This is a genomic window from Marivirga arenosa (assembly GCF_030503895.2).
GTDB classification, from domain to species: Bacteria; Bacteroidota; Bacteroidia; order Cytophagales; family Cyclobacteriaceae; genus Marivirga; species Marivirga arenosa.
On sequence record NZ_CP129970.2, the window covers coordinates 3580965 to 3598210 of the forward strand.

Annotated in this window: 17 protein-coding genes; 9 read left to right on the forward strand and 8 right to left on the reverse strand. The window is 33.9% G+C overall.

Features of this window, described 5'->3' with window-relative positions:
- The first annotated feature begins 755 nt into the window (after positions 1–755).
- Entirely contained in the window at positions 756–1205 is a 450-nt protein-coding gene (locus QYS48_RS15495) for a redoxin domain-containing protein (RefSeq protein ID WP_308356710.1), read from the forward strand.
- Between the two features lie 39 nt (positions 1206–1244).
- Here the strand turns inward: QYS48_RS15495 and QYS48_RS15500 are convergent, their stop codons facing one another.
- Positions 1245–2006, reverse strand: coding sequence for a hypothetical protein (locus QYS48_RS15500; protein WP_308356711.1), 762 nt, complete (start codon positions 2004–2006; stop codon positions 1245–1247).
- 347 nt (positions 2007–2353) lie between these two features.
- Here QYS48_RS15500 and QYS48_RS15505 point away from each other — a divergent pair, with 347 nt between their 5' ends.
- Positions 2354–2695 (forward strand): phage holin family protein, encoded by a 342-nt coding sequence (locus QYS48_RS15505; RefSeq protein WP_302125402.1) that lies wholly within the window; start codon positions 2354–2356, stop codon positions 2693–2695.
- Positions 2696–3048: 353 nt separating this feature from the next.
- Here QYS48_RS15505 and QYS48_RS15510 read toward each other — a convergent pair whose 3' ends face one another.
- Together QYS48_RS15510 and QYS48_RS15515 are read right to left on the reverse strand one after the other, a co-directional pair.
- Entirely contained in the window at positions 3049–5085 is a 2037-nt protein-coding gene (locus QYS48_RS15510) for a carboxy terminal-processing peptidase (protein ID WP_308356712.1), read from the reverse strand.
- Between the two features lie 71 nt (positions 5086–5156).
- Positions 5157–6476, reverse strand: coding sequence for a serine hydrolase domain-containing protein (locus QYS48_RS15515; RefSeq protein ID WP_308356713.1), 1320 nt, complete (start codon positions 6474–6476; stop codon positions 5157–5159).
- 219 nt (positions 6477–6695) lie between these two features.
- On the opposite strand from QYS48_RS15515, the gene QYS48_RS15520 reads away from it, so the two are divergent.
- On the forward strand, positions 6696–7844 hold the full coding sequence (locus QYS48_RS15520) for a lycopene cyclase family protein (RefSeq protein ID WP_308356714.1): 1149 nt from the start codon (positions 6696–6698) through the stop codon (positions 7842–7844).
- 75 nt (positions 7845–7919) lie between these two features.
- Positions 7920–9953: a glutamine--tRNA ligase/YqeY domain fusion protein gene (locus tag QYS48_RS15525; RefSeq protein ID WP_308356715.1), complete on the forward strand. Its 2034-nt coding sequence runs from the start codon at positions 7920–7922 to the stop codon at positions 9951–9953.
- Positions 9954–10038: 85 nt separating this feature from the next.
- Here the strand turns inward: QYS48_RS15525 and QYS48_RS15530 are convergent, their stop codons facing one another.
- Positions 10039–10293 carry a hypothetical protein gene (locus QYS48_RS15530; protein WP_302100623.1) on the reverse strand — a complete coding sequence of 85 codons (255 nt, stop codon included), beginning with the start codon at positions 10291–10293 and terminating at the stop codon, positions 10039–10041.
- A gap of 903 nt (positions 10294–11196) precedes the next feature.
- Here QYS48_RS15530 and QYS48_RS15535 point away from each other — a divergent pair.
- Both QYS48_RS15535 and QYS48_RS15540 read left to right on the forward strand, forming a co-directional pair.
- Entirely contained in the window at positions 11197–11601 is a 405-nt protein-coding gene (locus tag QYS48_RS15535) for a hypothetical protein (protein ID WP_308356716.1), read from the forward strand.
- 305 nt (positions 11602–11906) lie between these two features.
- Positions 11907–12044 (forward strand): hypothetical protein, encoded by a 138-nt coding sequence (locus tag QYS48_RS15540; RefSeq protein ID WP_308356718.1) that lies wholly within the window; start codon positions 11907–11909, stop codon positions 12042–12044.
- 3 nt (positions 12045–12047) lie between these two features.
- Here QYS48_RS15540 and QYS48_RS15545 read toward each other — a convergent pair whose 3' ends face one another.
- Complete coding sequence (locus QYS48_RS15545; protein ID WP_308356719.1) at positions 12048–12515, reverse strand: nucleoside triphosphate pyrophosphohydrolase family protein; 468 nt, start codon at positions 12513–12515, stop codon at positions 12048–12050.
- Positions 12516–12586: 71 nt separating this feature from the next.
- Between QYS48_RS15545 and QYS48_RS15550 the strand changes: the two genes are divergently transcribed.
- Together QYS48_RS15550 and QYS48_RS15555 are read left to right on the forward strand one after the other, a co-directional pair.
- On the forward strand, positions 12587–13078 hold the full coding sequence (locus QYS48_RS15550) for a peptide-methionine (S)-S-oxide reductase (RefSeq protein WP_308356721.1): 492 nt from the start codon (positions 12587–12589) through the stop codon (positions 13076–13078).
- A gap of 38 nt (positions 13079–13116) precedes the next feature.
- On the forward strand, positions 13117–13614 hold the full coding sequence (locus QYS48_RS15555; protein WP_308356722.1) for a GreA/GreB family elongation factor: 498 nt from the start codon (positions 13117–13119) through the stop codon (positions 13612–13614).
- Here the strand turns inward: QYS48_RS15555 and QYS48_RS15560 are convergent.
- Positions 13611–15593 carry an OmpA family protein gene (locus tag QYS48_RS15560; RefSeq protein ID WP_308356723.1) on the reverse strand — a complete coding sequence of 661 codons (1983 nt, stop codon included), beginning with the start codon at positions 15591–15593 and terminating at the stop codon, positions 13611–13613. The genes QYS48_RS15555 and QYS48_RS15560 overlap by 4 nt on opposite strands.
- Before the next feature lie 147 nt (positions 15594–15740).
- Between QYS48_RS15560 and arfB the strand changes: the two genes are divergently transcribed.
- Complete coding sequence (gene arfB, locus QYS48_RS15565) at positions 15741–16151, forward strand: alternative ribosome rescue aminoacyl-tRNA hydrolase ArfB (protein ID WP_302100611.1); 411 nt, start codon at positions 15741–15743, stop codon at positions 16149–16151.
- 10 nt (positions 16152–16161) lie between these two features.
- Here arfB and QYS48_RS15570 read toward each other — a convergent pair whose 3' ends face one another.
- Together QYS48_RS15570 and QYS48_RS15575 are read right to left on the reverse strand one after the other, a co-directional pair.
- Entirely contained in the window at positions 16162–16731 is a 570-nt protein-coding gene (locus QYS48_RS15570; RefSeq protein ID WP_308356724.1) for a pyridoxamine 5'-phosphate oxidase family protein, read from the reverse strand.
- A complete protein-coding gene (locus tag QYS48_RS15575) occupies positions 16728–17225 on the reverse strand; it encodes a hypothetical protein (protein WP_308356726.1) in 498 nt (165 codons plus the stop codon). Before QYS48_RS15575 ends, QYS48_RS15570 begins: the two co-directional genes overlap by 4 nt.
- Positions 17226–17246: the final 21 nt, after the last annotated feature.

Consider the following 17246-nt stretch of genomic DNA (forward strand, 5'->3'; position numbering starts at 1 on the left):
GATGATCTTATTATAGTGCAGTCGAAAATTAATAGATTGAGGAATAATATCCTGAGCAATCAGGGATAAACAATAAAAATTTTCTCAACTGTTGGCTGTGACTGATCTTATTTTATTTGAGGATCAGAATCTAAATATACACATCGCATCACTTTGTTATGGATAAAGGTTATATAATTTATATTATGTTAAGTTATGTTTTTTAATTCCCACCTATCTTATCATTTTCCGAATAAGGATTACCTCTAGCGAAGCGCTAGTCAATCTAGATTCTTCATGTAAAACCAATGGTTCTATAAACATTTAATTTCTATTGCTCTATTTTTGAATGTATTCCCAATGGTAAAGCCCTCTATATTTTAGCCGCTCTATTTCAGCTTTAAATTTCTTCCTTCATAAATCATCTAATCTCAGCGCTCTATTTTGCGATACATAGTACAGATGTGGAGTTTAAAATCTCTTTAGGAAAATAGCGCATTATAAATAGCTCTAGTTACCTAGAGCTCTACAATTCATTTATAAACAATCAGTTTTGTTTTCATTATTGAATACATCTCACAGTAGAATCACTACCACTTTCTTAAGAGATTTTCATAAATCCATTTAACTTAACATAATATTTAAAGCACAGATCTTTTATAGGCTCCTCGAATCTGCCATATTAGAAAATATTGCAAGCCTGAACTAAATGCTAGTAATATTGAGTTTGTGTATTCTGAAATAGCTAAATTTGCATCTCAATACAATGATCAGGCATGGAAACAGAAATCGCCCCTATACCCTCTATAAAAGTACAGGATTTTGATAATCAGGAGCTTAACCTGATGGATAAGTATGCGGGAAAGCCGCTTTTAATCATCATCTATAATAACCAATGTTTGGGATGTACGGGTCGTGCCATTCCTCTAGCCTATGAATATCAGCAAGAATATGATAATCTTCAAGTAATTGGCATTCACTCTATTTTCAACAAACTCCCTGTTACAGAGGAAGATATAAAGAGCATATTCACCAGCGGGGAATTGCCCTTCCCTATTTATCTTGATCAGGACCACAAAGTGTACGATCAGTTTAATGCTGAAGGTACCCCGCAATGGCTTTTAATTACAGCTGATGGGAAATTGTATCGCTCCATTTTCGGCTCGCAATTAGGAGCTCAAAACAGATTGATGTATGCGCTTGATGCGCTTTGTAATGAAGCATAATAATAGCCCTAAAACCTAAAGACTTTTAATTGTAATGCCCTATCTAAGAAAACTATACTGCAAGCCTACCGAAGCAAAATGAATTAAGGAGAAATTATAGACTTGTGCGATGTCAGCACCGCCTTCAATAATTCTATAGCCTGCACGAGCGCTTAGATTTGAATCACCGAATTGATACTCGCCACCAATCAATATATCTTCAGCTCGGCCAACAGTTCCTACTAAAGCATCTCCTTTTAACAATAGATGGAAATTGTCTGAGGTATAGTGTTTTAAATTAAAACTAAGCAGCGGTACTACGCCTAAGTCTGTGGTTTCATCCTCCAGATTACTTTCTGCTAATGCAATTCGAGCATCCCGTATTAATACGGTAGCTCCAGCCGATAAATACCATTGATCGGACTCTATAAATTGATAGCGATAACTGGCTCTATAGGTATTGAATTCATAACGCCCTGAGACTTCATCATTACTTAGTCCGTAAGTATGAGCACCGAATACGATATTCTCAGCGCTTGTTTTTGTATAGTCAAATGCTAAAGGTGCGGCAGTTAGCTCTATGATATTACGATCCAAAAACTGGAATTTAGCCTCTATCCTAGCATAAATGACCGGTTGATTCACCTCAAAATCATCTGTAAGTGAAAATAGATCTCCTTTATTGCCTTCCGCATTTGCATAACGCACATCATTATAACCATTAAAAGCAGCGCCTGATTCCAGAGTTAAGTCAAACTGAGCCTGGGCATTAAAACTGGTAAATGTTACTATTATTAAAAAAGTTAGTCCTCTCAAAATCATAAAAAGTCCATTTGTTATACTATGAACACGAGGCTTGTTCGCTATGGTTACTCTTCTCTATCTGAGCGGTGAATAGGCTTGATTAATCTCTAGTTTTCATCCTCAACTTAACATAATATTGAGATTGAGTTTTACCTTCACCGATAACTACTTGTATTTAACTATAAAAAGATGAGAATATATTTATAACTCACTGATATTCAACTCTTATTATCCTCTTCCTTATTTAAACTTTATGGATATTCTTTCAGTAGAAATACTGCATTTATTGATTATTCGAGATATTGCTTTATTGGTAGCTTGAAATTAATTTTCTAACTTCAGTGCTCATCCAATAAATATAAGCTATGGACTTAACAGAATTTATAATTCGTTTATTATTATCGGCTGTTGCAGTGTTTTTAAGTGCTAAATTATTATCTGGCATTAAGCTAGAAAGCTTTGGTCAGGCTATTATGGTGGCGATCATTTTAGGAATCGTAAATGCAGTCGTCAAGCCTATATTGGTATTTTTCACCATCCCGATTACAATTATTACTTTAGGCCTTTTCCTACTGGTAATCAATGCATTAATGATCATGTTGGTGGATAAAATATTGAAGGGATTCGTGGTAAAAAGTTTCTGGTGGGCTTTCTTCTTTAGCATCATCCTATCGGTTCTGAATGCGATTTTACAGTCACTTTTTTGACAAATATTAGTAAAGAGTTTTAGGTATGGTCTATTAAAGGGCTTTATTTTTGGTCCGACCTGCGGTACTGACCAAGTTGCTATTGGTTCCGAACTTTGGTACTGACCAAATTGCTAATGCTTCTGACCATTGGTACTGACCAAATTGCTAATGGTTCTGACCATTGGTACTGACTTGCTAATCGTTCCGACCTTCGGTACTGACCAAATTGCTAATGATTCCGACCTTTGGTACTGACCTAATTGTTATTCTTTCTATGCTAATTGCTATTGGTTCTGACCTTCGGTCAGACCCAAGTGATATCTGCATCCTTACTTAAAACCTACACCCTAAAACTTCTTACCTTCAGCATTTTAACCAATTCCTAATGCAATAAGGTCTGCTAGCACTACAACTCCTTCTCTTAAATAAGGGTCTTTAATTTCGCCATCCGTATTGATTTTATTCACCAATTCAGGATCAGCAGATATTTTCTCACTTAATTCGTTAGCTGCGTTTTGCCTCTCTAGAGCTTTTTCATTTTCAGCTTTTCTTTGCTCAATATTTAAGCTGACTCTATACATACTTTGCTGGCTAACCGCTTCTTTTACGTTATTTTTAAGCGTTTTTAAATATGGCTCTTCCTCTAATCTTTTCTCGTGTTTGGCATTTAGTTTCGTCAGTATATCATCATTTATGTGTTTGGTAGTCTGATAATTAGAGCTTTCTATTTGATCCCATTCTAGAGCACGTACATAAGAGCTTTCACCAAAAGTTTTTGCAGCATAAGGCGATGGCATTTTAATATCAGGTGACACTCCTTTATGTTGTGTACTGCTACCATTTACTCTATAGTATTTTGCTAAAGTTAATTTTACCTGACCTAATGTATCTTGAACTTTAGGCACAAATTGATTTAAAGAGATTAAGTTTTGAACCGTTCCTTTCCCAAAAGTATTCTCTCCAATGATTACACCTCTTTTATAATCTTGAATTGCTCCTGAGAAGATTTCTGAAGCAGAAGCACTGAATCTGTTGGTTAAAACCGTTAAAGGACCATCATAATATATTTCTTCATCTTCATCTTCGCCTAACTCAATACTCCCATCTGATTCACGAATCTGCACAACAGGTCCTTCCTTAATAAATAAGCCACTTAATTCTATAGCTTCTTGTAAAGATCCACCACCATTTGATCTTAAATCAATTACAATTCCATCTACTTCTGATTTAATAGTATCAAGAATCGCTTTAACGTCTCTGGTAGTGCTACCATAATCTTCTTCACCATTACGCATGGCTTCAAAATTCAAGTAAAAGGAAGGAATAGTAATAATGCCTACATTGTATTGATTTCCATCACGGTAAACCTCTTTTACCTCAGCATAAGGAACTTGATTATCTAATTTTATTTTATCTCTAACGATCGTGATTTCTTGAGGAACGCCAGTAGAAATTGGAGTACCCGCTTCAATAATTTTTAAACGAACGATTGTTCCCTTCGGACCTCTAATTTTTTGAACAACATCATCTAATCTCCAACCGGTGATATCCACAAATTCACCTTCAATACCTTGTGCTACCGCTAATATTTTATCATCTGTATTAATTAATTTGCTTTCAAAGGCAGGTCCACCTAGTACTACTGAAGCCACTCTAGTATAATTCCCATCTGTAGTTAGGGTTGCACCAATTCCTTCTAAGGATTGGCTCATTCTAATTTTAAAGTTTTCAGATGTGATAGGTGAAAAGTAACTGCTGTGAGGATCAAAGCTTTCTGCGAAAGTATTCATGTATAACTGGAAGACATCTCGCCCTTCATACTCTCCTATTGTTTGCTTCAATCTGCTGTAACGCTCCTTAATTAAACGTGCAATCGTAGTGTCTGCCTTGTCATCCAATTTATAATCTATTGCTTGGCTTTTTACTAATCTTCTCCAACGATCATTTAATTCATCTTTGGATGCTACGTAATCAATAGAATCAGAATTAACTGTTAAATACTCATCTTTTGTATAATCGAAATCGAAAGATAATTCATTCTCTATATAGTCCATTCTTTCGAAAAAACGCTCTCTAAAAACATTAAAGATTTCAAAAGGAGGTAATAAATAACCAAGCTTGATGTGGTCATCCAAACGTTCTCTATATTTCTGAAAGCCTTCTATGTCTTCTTTAAGGAAATAATGCTTGTTTACATCAAGTGAAGAAAGATATTCATCAAAAATGATTCGTGATAGATCATCATCAATTGCAATCTTTTCATAATGATATTGGGTTAGTAAACCAGCTACTAAACGCGCCTCCATTGATTGGCTTTGATTAGGGCTAAGCTTCGAAGATTTCTCTTTTTGCGCAAATGCATTAACACTAAATAAGCCAATTAAAATATAAATGAATATTTTTTTCATGCTGTAAATATTGTAGTTCAAAATACTTGAACGGAAAATTTTCAATTTATTTTACTGAATTTGATAAGCGGTTATAAAGCCATTGGCAGTATGCTTGAAGCCGTTGGATTTTGGTAAAATAGATTTCTATCATGATTCTCCAATTTCCAAATCGCTTTATCCATCATCCACTTGATATAACGATTGAATTTATGTCCCATCCATACACTAGAATTGAGAATGACTACATAAGTATAACCATTATCTTTTCTGTTAATAAAACAAGCAGAGCCAGCTAATGTTCCTGTACGCCAAAAATTTTCACCTTTAGCCCCTTTCCATCCATATGCGTCCTTATAGGAATTTCCTGCTACCATCATGGATCTACTCTCATCCGACAGCAGTTGATAGGCATTGTTCGGATCCACTAAGGTAACAAGCTTAGCAAGCTGGGATGCATTTGCAATCCATCCGCCTGCAGCGCCTAAAGTATTGATATCACTACCGCCATAAGGTTTATCTACAGACTCATAATTACCATCGAATGATTCGAATTTATAGGCTCCAGGATGATTATAGTAGTGAACTTCAAATGGTCTTCTCTCCCATTCATAATTCCCTGAAATCCGCATACCATAGATGCCATTAGGCTCTAAAATATTATGATTCACATAGTTCTCGTATGAAGTCCCTGTTTTTTGCTCTATTATTTTTCCCAACAGCATATATCCAAAATTGGAATAAGCATATTGTGTTCCTGGTATATATCTTAATCTTCTATGCTTCAAAACGAATTCGATTATATCATCCTCTGAAGGTGGCCCTTGCAGATTCATTATTCTTTTGATCTTAGCAGCTTGAAACATAAAATCACCATCTCTCCAACTCCATCCACCTTTATGATTCAACAAATGCTTTACTTTTACTTTTTTATGATTAGAGTCTTTCATCTCATCATAATGAGATAAGATTCCTTTTTTACCGAATACATTATCATCTAAATCAATAATCCCATCATCCACCATTTTCATGATGGTAATAGCGGTTATTAATTTAGAGGCACTTGCAATCCTAAATAAATGTTTTGTATCTGTAGGTTCTTTAGTATCTATATTAGTATAACCGTAGCCTTTTGAATAAATCAGTTTATTGTCCTTCATTACAGCAACAGAAGCACCCTTAATATCCCATCTATCCAAAAACTTATGTATGGTTTGATCAAATTCAGGATTAAACTCGACTGAGTCCATTTCGGGTGCTGGAGCAACCACATTAAAATTAATGTAATTTAATTGACTCTGATTCCCCTCATCTATGGATCTAGTGAAGGCAACTTCAGTGGTAGTGTAAAAAGCAAAACTAATCGCGGTTACGCCTAAAACAATGGCAATTATTAATGTACTCTTCCTCAATTTAATAATAGACTTGGTTCTTTTTATGAATTTACAAGCGTTAATATTGCTTTAAAAGCTCAAATATACAACAATATAGCAGAATAACATACATATTCCGCGATAAGGGCTAACAAGTGATTTTCAAAATAATTCCGTTGAATTCGATATTCTTATAACAATAAGCTTAATTTTAAATTTAAGCTAATCAATCTTGAATCTGATACGGTTATTGATCACATGAAATACGATTACATTATAGGAGGTGCTGGCTTATCCGGACTTACTTTAGCCTGGCAAATGGCGAAGCATAACATACTGGATGATAAGCAATTATTAATAATTGATGCGGATAAAAAAGAAGCCAATGACCGTACTTGGTGCTTTTGGGCTAAACCTGAAATGTGGATTACAGAACTACCAATCAAGCAATCATGGAATAAGGCTCAGGTAAAGGGTTCGGACTTTGATTTAGTGCAAGACTTAGCCCCCTATCGTTATTATAAAATTGAAGGAATAGATTATTATAACTTCATTAAAAATGAATTAAATAATTACTCCCAAATCACTTTTATTCAAGACCATATAATTTCGGAAGATGCAAATGAAAAATCAGTGACCACTTCCGAGTCAACCTATCATTTCAAGGACTACTTTTTCAAATCATATTTCTATCCAGATGAATTAAATTCGGTTCAAAATCCAAAGCAACATTTTATTTGGCAGCATTTCTACGGTTGGAAGATCAAAACTAAAGAAATTGCTTTCGATCCCAAAGTCATCACTTATATGGATATGAATGTGGCTGAGGAAATCAAGGGATTAAGCTTTGCCTACATTTTGCCTGATTCGCAATATGAAGCAATGGTGGAATATACTTTGTTTTCTGCTCAGTTGTGGTCAGAAGAAGATTATAAAAATGCCTTAATTGACTATATCCAAAATAATCTTGGAATCAAGGAATATGAAATTGAAGAAATCGAATTTAATAAAATTCCGATGACCAATGCCAGCTTTTCACAAAGGTCAAAAAGTATAGTTCCGATTGGTACTTTAGCGGGCACCGTTAAACCTAGCACGGGCTATTCATTTGTGAGAAATTATCAACATATTCAGCAGATTATTAAAAATATAAAATCAAATAAAGATGATTTTGCTATTAATAGCTCTGTTAAGTTTAAATTTTATGATGAGGTTTTAATCAACGTATTGCACACTTCCAAAAGCAGTGGCCATCAGGTATTTGGAAATTTATACAAGAAAAATAAGCTGCCGCAACTCCTTAAATTCCTGAATGAGGAAACTAATCTCTTAGAAGACCTTAGAATTATGAATACAGTACCAAAATGGCCTTTTATAAAAGCTGTAGCTGAAGAATTAGTGAAATAATATCGGAGAAATAGAGCTTATCTCCTATTGCAAATGAATGCTTTTAAGCTAATTTTGCATCTCAAATTAACAATCATGAAAGAAGGATCAGATTCACTCAATTTTATAGAACAAATCATTTCAGAAGATTTAAAATCAGGAATGGATAAAAATGTCCTGCGTTTTAGATTTCCTCCTGAGCCAAATGGTTACCTACACATAGGGCACGCAGCCTCAATATGCCTAAATTTTGGATTAGGTGAAGATTATCAATCTCCTGTAAATCTGAGGTTTGACGATACTAACCCAAGCAAAGAAGAGCAAGAGTTTGTGGACTCCATTAAAAGTGATATTGAGTGGTTAGGTTTTGAATGGGCAAAAGAATGCTACACATCTGATTACTTTCAAGAGCTATATGATTGGGCTGTAGAATTGATTAAAAAAGGAAAAGCCTATATTGATGGCCAATCTCCTGAATTAATAGCAGAGCAAAAAGGAACACCTACAGAGCCTGGTAAGCCTTCTCCACATAGAGACCGACCGGTAGAAGAAAATCTTGATTTATTCGAGAAAATGAAAAATGGAGAATTTGAAGCTGGTTCTTATGTATTAAGAGCTAAAATTGACATGGCTTCTCCTAATATGTTAATGCGTGATCCTTTAATGTACAGAATTATAAATAAGGCTCACCACAGAACGGGTACAGATTGGTGTATATATCCTATGTATGACTGGGCGCATGGTCAGTCTGATTATATCGAACAAGTTTCGCATTCCCTTTGTACACTTGAATTCAAATCGCACAGAGAATTATATGATTGGTTCTTAGATCAAATTTATGATGAGAACAAATTAAGACCTAAGCAAAGAGAATTTGCCAGACGTAATTTAAGCTATACGGTAATGAGTAAGCGTAAATTATTAGAATTAGTACAATCAAAAACAGTTGCTGGTTGGGATGATCCACGTATGCCTACTATCTCAGGATTAAGAAGAAGAGGCTATACACCTGAATCCATTAGAAAATTCAGTGAGATCTCAGGTATTTCTAAAAGAGATAGCGTTACGGATGTATCCTTATTAGAATATGCGATTAGAGAGGATTTAAACAAAAAAGCAACACGAGCAATGGCGGTTTTAGATCCTGTTAAATTAGTTATCACCAATTATCCTGAGGGAAAAACAGAAATGCTTGAAGCTGAGAATAATCCTGAAATGGAGAATTCTGGTGTTCATGAGGTCCCTTTTTCACGAGAGCTATACATAGAAAAAGATGACTTTAAAGAAGAAGCAGGTAATAAGTATTTTAGACTTACTTTAGGTAAAGAAGTAAGATTGAAAAATGCATATATCATAAAGGGTGAATCTGTTGACAAGGATGAAAACGGTAACATCACCACTATTTATTGTACTGCTGATTTAGATTCGCGTTCTGGAAGTGGAACAGAAGCAAGTATGCGAAAAGTAAAAGGAACCTTGCATTGGGTTTCAATTGAACATGCGGTCAAAGCTGAAGTGAGAGAATATGACAGATTATTCCTTGATGAAGCACCTGATGCACATGGAGAAAAAAGCTTTATGGAATTTATTAACCCAGATTCCTTAAAAATCACTAAAGAGGCCTATTTAGAGCCATTTTTGGCTAGCTCAAGTATGGATGATAAATTTCAATTTCAGAGAGTTGGCTATTTTACTTTAGACAAAGATTCTTCGAAGGATCATCTCATATTCAATAAAACAGTAGGACTAAAAGATTCATGGGCTAAGAGTCAATCAAAAGAGCAAAACCAAGCTCCAAAACAGAATCAGGCGCCTGCAAAAGGTGGTGGAAGAAGCCCAATTAATGAATTACAGAAGATCAGTAAAAAATACACTAATCTGTCAGGCAATAAATTAGAGACTGCTAGAAACAGCATAATAAAGCTTGCAGAGGATATAAGCTATGAAGAATTAGAACCATTATTTGGTACTGCTAAAAAGAAAGTAGGTACGAGAATTGGAGTTACTATTGCTTTAGGTGTGTTATTGAATAAAGGCTTAGAAAGAAATGATGCAATCAACGAATTCATTCAAGCTGGCCTAGAAGATGATAACGATCTATTAAAGGAAGAAGCAAATGGAATACAATAGCAATAACTAAGTGATAAAAGTTAAAAGGCGGTTTGAAATATTTCAAACCGCCTTTTTTATGTTATAAATTTCTACTGCTAATAATTTAATTGTCAACCCATGCTATTTTGACAATATCTTCAACTTCAATTCTATAATTACCCTGCCGAATATGTCCGTTTACCAATAATGCAGGTGGTAGTTCAGGAACTGTAAGCGTTTCGTATTTCTTTTCAGGAATTTTATCAACCTTATGACTAGACAACCTTGCCTCGTGTATAGCACCAGATTTTAAAATAACCTGAATTTTACTATCAATTGGAATATCTTTTATTGCCTCGATTACTTCTTCCTTAGTCATATTTCTAGTATTTGTATGATAACCAAAAAATTAAATAAGTTGTTTATAGGCTTAATCCTCAATAATTGATAAAAAAGATAAAAGGTCAGACCTTTGGTACTGACTTTTATGCTGATTCATCTTGGTCAGACGACAGTCAGACCTTCGGCACCAGCCTTTGCGTTTGAGTTAACTTGGTCAGACGATAGTCAGACCTAAAACTGATTAAAACATTCCTGAAAAACTGTGCAAACGAACAGACGATAGTTGAATTCTTTATGCTATAAAAGAAACAAAAGGTCAGACCTTTGGTACTGACCTTAATGCTGATTCATCTTGGTCAGACAACAGTCACACCTTAGGCACCAGCCTTTGTATTTGAGTTAACTTGGTCAGACGATAGTCAGACCTAATACTGATTAAAACATTCTTGAAAAACTGTGCAAACGAACAGAAAATAGTTCAATACTTTATGCTATAAAAGAAACAAAAGGTCAGACCTCTGGTACTGACCTTAGTGCTGATTCATCTTGGTCAGACAACAGTCAGACCTTCGGCACCAGCCCTTGTGTTTGAGTTAACTTAGTCAGACGATAGTCAGACCTTTGGTGCCTTACTCATCTTGGTCAGACGACAGTCGGACCTTTGGTAAAAGCTAACCTCAAAAAAAAGAGTTTAATTCAATTTATTATTAGGAAGATATTATATTAAAGCATGAATATTTCAACCAACCAACTTTATCATGTATATAATCAAGGTAACAATAAGGAAACGATTTTTAGAGACCATCAAGACTACTTAAACTTCCTGAATAAGGTTAGAATAAATATAGGTTCCATTTCAAATATTATATGTTATTGCCTTATGCCGAATCATTATCACTTTTTAATTTCCACGACTGAGGATTCAATTAAACCCATTAAATTGGGAAATATAAACTCACAAGCATTAAAAAATGGTTTCAGATTGTTGAATAGTTCTTATGCTAATGATTATAATAAAAAACACAGTCGATCTGGTTCTTTGTTTAGGCAAAAAACAAAGTTTAAAGAATTAGAAAATTCAAAAAGTGATTATCCCTTTATTTGCTTTAATTATATTCATCAAAATCCTCTAAAAGCTGGTATAGTTAATAAAATGGAAGATTGGGAATACTCATCATTTAAGGATTATATGGGTTTAAGGAATGGCACACTTTGTAATTTCAAACTTGCTTATGAATTACTTGATTTAGACGCAGGATCATTTTACAATGATTCATATTCCATCATCAATGAAGATCTATTACCTGAACTATATCAAGAAAATGATAAAAGGTCTGACCTTTGATACAGACCTTAGTGCCTTACTCATCTTGATCAGACGATAGTAAGACCTTTGGTACAGACCTTAATGTTAACTCATCTTGGTCAGACGACAGTCAGACATTTGGTACTGACCTTAATGCTGATTCATATGGTCAGACGATAGTCAGACCTTTGGTGCTGACCTTAATGCAGATTCATATGGTCAAACGACAGTCAGACCTAAAACTGATTCCAAAATTGCTGAAAAACTGTGCAAACGAACAGACGATAGTTGAATTCTTCATGCTATAAAAGAAACAAAAGGTCAGACCTTTGGTACTGACCTTAATGCCTGACTCATCTTGGTCAGACGATAGTCAGACCTTTGGTGCTGACCTTAATGCTGATTCATATGGTCAGACGACAGTCAGACCTAAAGTAATTTCTGTCAGACCTTCAGTTCTGACCAGATTAATCCATATTTAATATTTATTTGTCTAATATACTTTTCAAATCGACCTCAGAATAATTAATTGATTTTAATGTTTTGTGATCATCCTTTCTGAACACTAAATAAAAATCATCTTTTTTCTCATAAAACGCATCCTGATTTTGGGATTGGTAATGATTTACGGTTGCCTGCGCTTCTGATTCTGAAGTACAAACTTTACTCATATTTGACCTTTGAACTTCCTCAAATAATTCTGCAAACTTATCTCCCATCCCAAACTCAAGAATTGCACCCGCTAAAACATATTGCAAATCACATAAAGCATCTGCAGCTTCAACAACATCTTGATTTTCAACCGCTTCTTCTAATTCTTTTAGTTCCTCCTTTAAAAGATTCAGACGCAATTCAGCTCTCTTTTGGGGTGGAATTTGAGGATCAGATAATATAGGATGGTTAAAGGTTTTATGAAATTTACTAACAGAATTAAGCGCTTGTGCTTCTTTCATATTATAAGATTTAAATGTGAAATTATATTTTTAGGAAATTAAATATATGTAATTCCTGTTGAAAATTCACTTTGGATAATACTATAGATAAAATAGGATTTGGTGGCGGTTGCCATTGGTGTACTGAAGCAGTATTTCAATCTGTAAAGGGAGTAGAAAAAGTCGAGCAAGGATGGATAAAATCTAAATATCCCAATCATTCATTTTCAGAGGCTGTTATTGTACATTACAACAAGTCCATAATATCCTTAAAAGAACTCATTTACATACACTTAAACACTCATAGTGCAACTTCTCAACATAGTATGCGATCTAAATATAGATCCGCTATTTATTACTTTCATGAAACAGACAAGCGTACAGCTGATCAGTGTTTAAATGAACTAAAAAACGAATTCAATCAAGAATTAATCACAAAAACATTAGAATTTATTGAATTCAAATTAAATAAAGATGACTATTTAAATTACTTTCAAAACAATCCGGATAAGCCTTTTTGTAAAACCTATATTCATCCAAAATTAAATTGGTTGAAGCAAAATTCATCCATTTCTGAATCATAAATTCTCATTTCCGTATTAATTACTAAAGAAATGAAATTATGAGTAGAGCATTTGTTAAAGAAGATGATCAGGAGGAAGCTCCATTTATACCCCCCAGAGCACCACTGCCTACAGGGGAATCTAATTATGTGACTCCAGCAGGTAAAGAAGCGCTATTGAAAGAAAAAGAATTATTGGAGCTAGAAAAGGAGCAATTAAAGAAAATAGAAAAAGAATCTGACAGACGAAAATCACAGCTGGAAATAAATGGAAAACTAAAGCTTCTAGAAGAAAGAATAAATTCTGCCAAAGTCATTATAAATGACAACCAAAACCCTCATGAGGTCAGATTTGGAGCCCTCATAAAATTTAAAATGAATAATCAAATTCAGAATTTCCAAATCGTGGGAGCGGATGAAGCAGATGTAAAGCAGCAAAAGATTGCATTCTTCTCACCAATTGCACGAGCCTTAACTGGTAAACAAAAAGGTGATACAACCAGCTTTCAATTGGGTAAAGAAACCAGAGAAATCGAAATTCTTAATATCGAATATTAATTTCTAATCTGAACCTCTACTCTCCTATTTAATTTTCTACCATCAATACTAGAATTGTCAGCAATTGGGTTTAACTCTCCTTTTGGTTCTATTGAAATGTTTTCAGATTTAACTCCATGCTTTATAAGCCAGTTTTTTAAACTTTCAGCTCTCTTTTCAGATAAGATTCTATTGTAGTTTTCATCTCCAACATTGCAAGTATGCCCTGTAAGCACAAAACCCTTAATATAGCCCTTTTTCAAATTCTCATTCAATTCCATTAATGATTTCTGATTTTCATCAATTACTACATCATCAAAATCAAATAGTACTGAATAGTTTTTAATCACTATATCTTCTGATTCGGTCTGATTATTTCCTGCTTTTGAAGCGCTGCTGCCGCTGCTCAGGCTTGAACTGGTATTTTCACTAAGCATTGCCAATTTGAATTCCTCTGCCCAATTCGTACTAATAATTTTAAAATCTATTCTATTATTAACATTAAATATGGAATTGATATGTTTCTTATAATCATCTTGATTAAGCTCAACATCTCCTTTAGGTGTAAGTATGAATTGATCTTCATTAAAATCTTGCTGAACATAAAATTCCCGTATCTTCTCTAATCTTTCTTTTGATAACTCTAAGTTTTGTAAACTATCCTCAAAATCATGTGCATGTCCAGTCAATTCAAATTGTAATCCCTCATATTGCTTGAAATCTTCTAATAATCTGACTAATTCAAAATAAGTTGACATAACAAATTCAGAACCTTCCTTTTCAAATTGAATGTTATGACTTGTGAATGATTCTCCTTCCTGAACCGGAACTGTATGAATATCCGCTGTTTCAATCATGTATTCCTTTTGCTTAGTTAGATCAATATAATGACTCTCGCTTATGACATTTGACTTATTTACATAAAAGAAATAGGATGCACCAGTAGGTAGAATGGCATTAAAGTGATCCGCCTCATAATCTATATTAACCTCAGATTCTGAAGCACTTGTTGTCAAAAAGTTCACATTATATTCAATGCTATCTGAACTTTTATTTTCAGATAGAAATTGACCCTTAAGTAAGATTACAGGATCTGGTCGGAACTGATAGGGTATGGTGATGGAATATATATCTCTGCTACCTTCTCTTCCGCCCTCCGCACTAACATAATAGCCAATTGATCCATTAGCGGGTATTGTATAATAGGCTTCAAATCCTTCACTGTTAACATCAGGCCCTAGATTCTGTGGTTCTGACCAATTTGTCCAGGTAGAGTCTAATCTTTTAGAATAAAAAATATCGGCATTCCCATAGTTTTCATGTCCCATAGAGGCAAAAAATAAAGTTTTATTATCCGCTGCCAGAAAGGGAGAAAATTCAGGCCTTTTGGTATTAATCTGCTCTCCTAAATTTATAGGAGTAGACCAATTACCCTCTTTATCCTTTTTACTAACATATAAATCTTGATCACCATAACTGTCATTACGATCTACAGCAATAAGTAGTTCCTTACCACTGGTACTAAAGAAATAATCGATATAAGAACTTTTATTATAGAAATCTTTAATGGCTACTTTCTTAGGTACCGTCCATCCACTGTCTGTTAAATTACTAACCGCTATACCTTCCTCCTTTTTAGAATTATCATAGGAATCGAGTAAGAATAAAGAATTTGCAGTTGGAGATACTGAAACTACTCCATTAGGATATTCATTATTAAGTGGTTCGCCAATGTTAATGGCTTTTTCCCATCCTCTTAAACCATATTTGCTCACATAAATATCCTGGTCGTCATCAACACCCATAACATTGTCAGGTGAATTTTGTCTGGCAAAAAACAGATAATTACCATCCGCAGAAATCATGGGTTTTGATTCTGTGTAAATTGTATTTATTGAGTCAGAAAGATTAGTTTTAATTATTTCTTGGGCAAATACTAAACTTAAGTTCAATAAGAAAATGCTGGTTGAAATAATGGAAATTTTATAAATTCTCATCATTCAGTATTAGGATTGATCTATACGAATATAAAAGATTAAATTATTACATGAAACAAAACTACCTAAATTATTGAATTTCAGTAAATAATATAGATATATATTAATACTTATTAGACCAATATTATTTTTTGACAGACAAATGAATGTATGAATAATCTAAATTTTAGCGACATAAAGAAAGAAATTGAAATAATAACTTCACGTAGCAGTGGTAAGGGAGGACAGAATGTGAATAAGGTAGAAACCAAAGTAATGCTGAAATTCAACATTAATACCTCCCGATCTCTAAATAACCATCAAAAGGAATTGATAAAACAAAAGTTATCCAATAAACTAAATAAAAATGGTGAATTAATCGTTACTGCTGAAGCAAAAAGATCTCAACTAAAGAATAAGGAAATTGCATATAAAAAGCTGGAGAGATTATTAAAAAAGGCATTTGAAAAGCCAAAAGTTAGAAAGAAGACCAAGCCAACCAAAGCTGCACAGAAAAAAAGACTAAAGTCTAAGAAACTACATTCCGAAAAGAAAAAACTGAGAAAGAATCCTGAATTATAAATCTTAAACTTTAAGGAACCAAAAATGCTTCATTATTATTCTCAAAATCAAATTTAGCTCTAATATGCCCTTCTTTATTTAATTGCAATACTTCCATAAATTGAATCTTTAGCTTAATGACTGTGAAATATTTATCATCAATCTCAGGCTTCAATTTATGTCCTTCAGTTATGCTTTCAATTGGTTTACCCGGGTTCAATTCAGTGTTATAAGATTCCTTTCCTGAGTTAATTGAGTTCCAATGATGATTCGATATCTCATCCTTATAATGCAATGTAGCCTGTGCTTTTAACTTAATCTGAAACTTTTTTTGTTTGTCATAAGCAAGTATTGAAACCCTAGGATTAGCTTCTATTTCATGAATTTTATCTGAACGATAATCCGTATAAACATAAAGCTCTAATTCTATTTTATCGAATTTCCTTAACACTACATATCTCGCATTAGGAAAGTCATCTGAAAGGGTATTAAACACAATGTACCTATATGCTGATTTTGGGTCATTACCCGCTCGGTTTAAAAGACTTAATACCGTTTCTTTTATTTCATCAAGTGTTGATTCAGAATTTATTAAACTCATTTCAAACGTTTCTTAATACTTTTATTCATCCATTTTCCGAAATTTGACCAAAATAAGCCTTGCATCCAGCTCCATAATTTATAAAATGATGGTTTTACAAAGCTACTAAGCTGAACTGTAACGATTCGTTTATCCTCTATATCTTCAGTAAAAAACTCTAATCGGTATGGACGAATGAATCTAAATGAAAACACATAACTACCGTAATAATAGTTTAAATCTCTGTAATGTGGATTTACCTCTCCTATTTCACCCGCTAATGACAATAGCGGCCCATGGTGAGTGTTTAATACACCGGGTTCAAATTCATGTTCTTGGGAAGCATCTTTAAGAAACTCAACTCTAAATGGCCATATTTGATTATCGGTAAAAGTTTTTGGGTCGTTTAGCCATTGCCAGATTTGTTCTTCTGTATAGTAAGATTCAAATTCCCTTGAAAAGACGTGGTTTTTGAAATGGGTGGGCTTTAGTTGAAGAGTTTTTTCAGTTTTCATCTATTATTTTTCCTATTAACT

Coding starts and splice junctions, on each gene's coding strand:
- QYS48_RS15510 (WP_308356712.1), bottom strand. CDS start 5,085: ATGAAAAAAATATTCATTTATATTTTAATTGGCTTATTTAGTGTTAAT.
- QYS48_RS15525 (WP_308356715.1), top strand. CDS start 7,920: ATGAAAGAAGGATCAGATTCACTCAATTTTATAGAACAAATCATTTCA.
- QYS48_RS15505 (WP_302125402.1), top strand. CDS start 2,354: ATGGACTTAACAGAATTTATAATTCGTTTATTATTATCGGCTGTTGCA.
- QYS48_RS15495 (WP_308356710.1), top strand. CDS start 756: ATGGAAACAGAAATCGCCCCTATACCCTCTATAAAAGTACAGGATTTT.
- QYS48_RS15530 (WP_302100623.1), bottom strand. CDS start 10,293: ATGACTAAGGAAGAAGTAATCGAGGCAATAAAAGATATTCCAATTGAT.
- QYS48_RS15520 (WP_308356714.1), top strand. CDS start 6,696: ATGAAATACGATTACATTATAGGAGGTGCTGGCTTATCCGGACTTACT.
- arfB (WP_302100611.1), top strand. CDS start 15,741: ATGAATAATCTAAATTTTAGCGACATAAAGAAAGAAATTGAAATAATA.
- QYS48_RS15545 (WP_308356719.1), bottom strand. CDS start 12,515: ATGAAAGAAGCACAAGCGCTTAATTCTGTTAGTAAATTTCATAAAACC.
- QYS48_RS15500 (WP_308356711.1), bottom strand. CDS start 2,006: ATGATTTTGAGAGGACTAACTTTTTTAATAATAGTAACATTTACCAGT.
- QYS48_RS15555 (WP_308356722.1), top strand. CDS start 13,117: ATGAGTAGAGCATTTGTTAAAGAAGATGATCAGGAGGAAGCTCCATTT.
- QYS48_RS15570 (WP_308356724.1), bottom strand. CDS start 16,731: ATGAGTTTAATAAATTCTGAATCAACACTTGATGAAATAAAAGAAACG.
- QYS48_RS15575 (WP_308356726.1), bottom strand. CDS start 17,225: ATGAAAACTGAAAAAACTCTTCAACTAAAGCCCACCCATTTCAAAAAC.
- QYS48_RS15560 (WP_308356723.1), bottom strand. CDS start 15,593: ATGATGAGAATTTATAAAATTTCCATTATTTCAACCAGCATTTTCTTA.
- QYS48_RS15540 (WP_308356718.1), top strand. CDS start 11,907: ATGCCTGACTCATCTTGGTCAGACGATAGTCAGACCTTTGGTGCTGAC.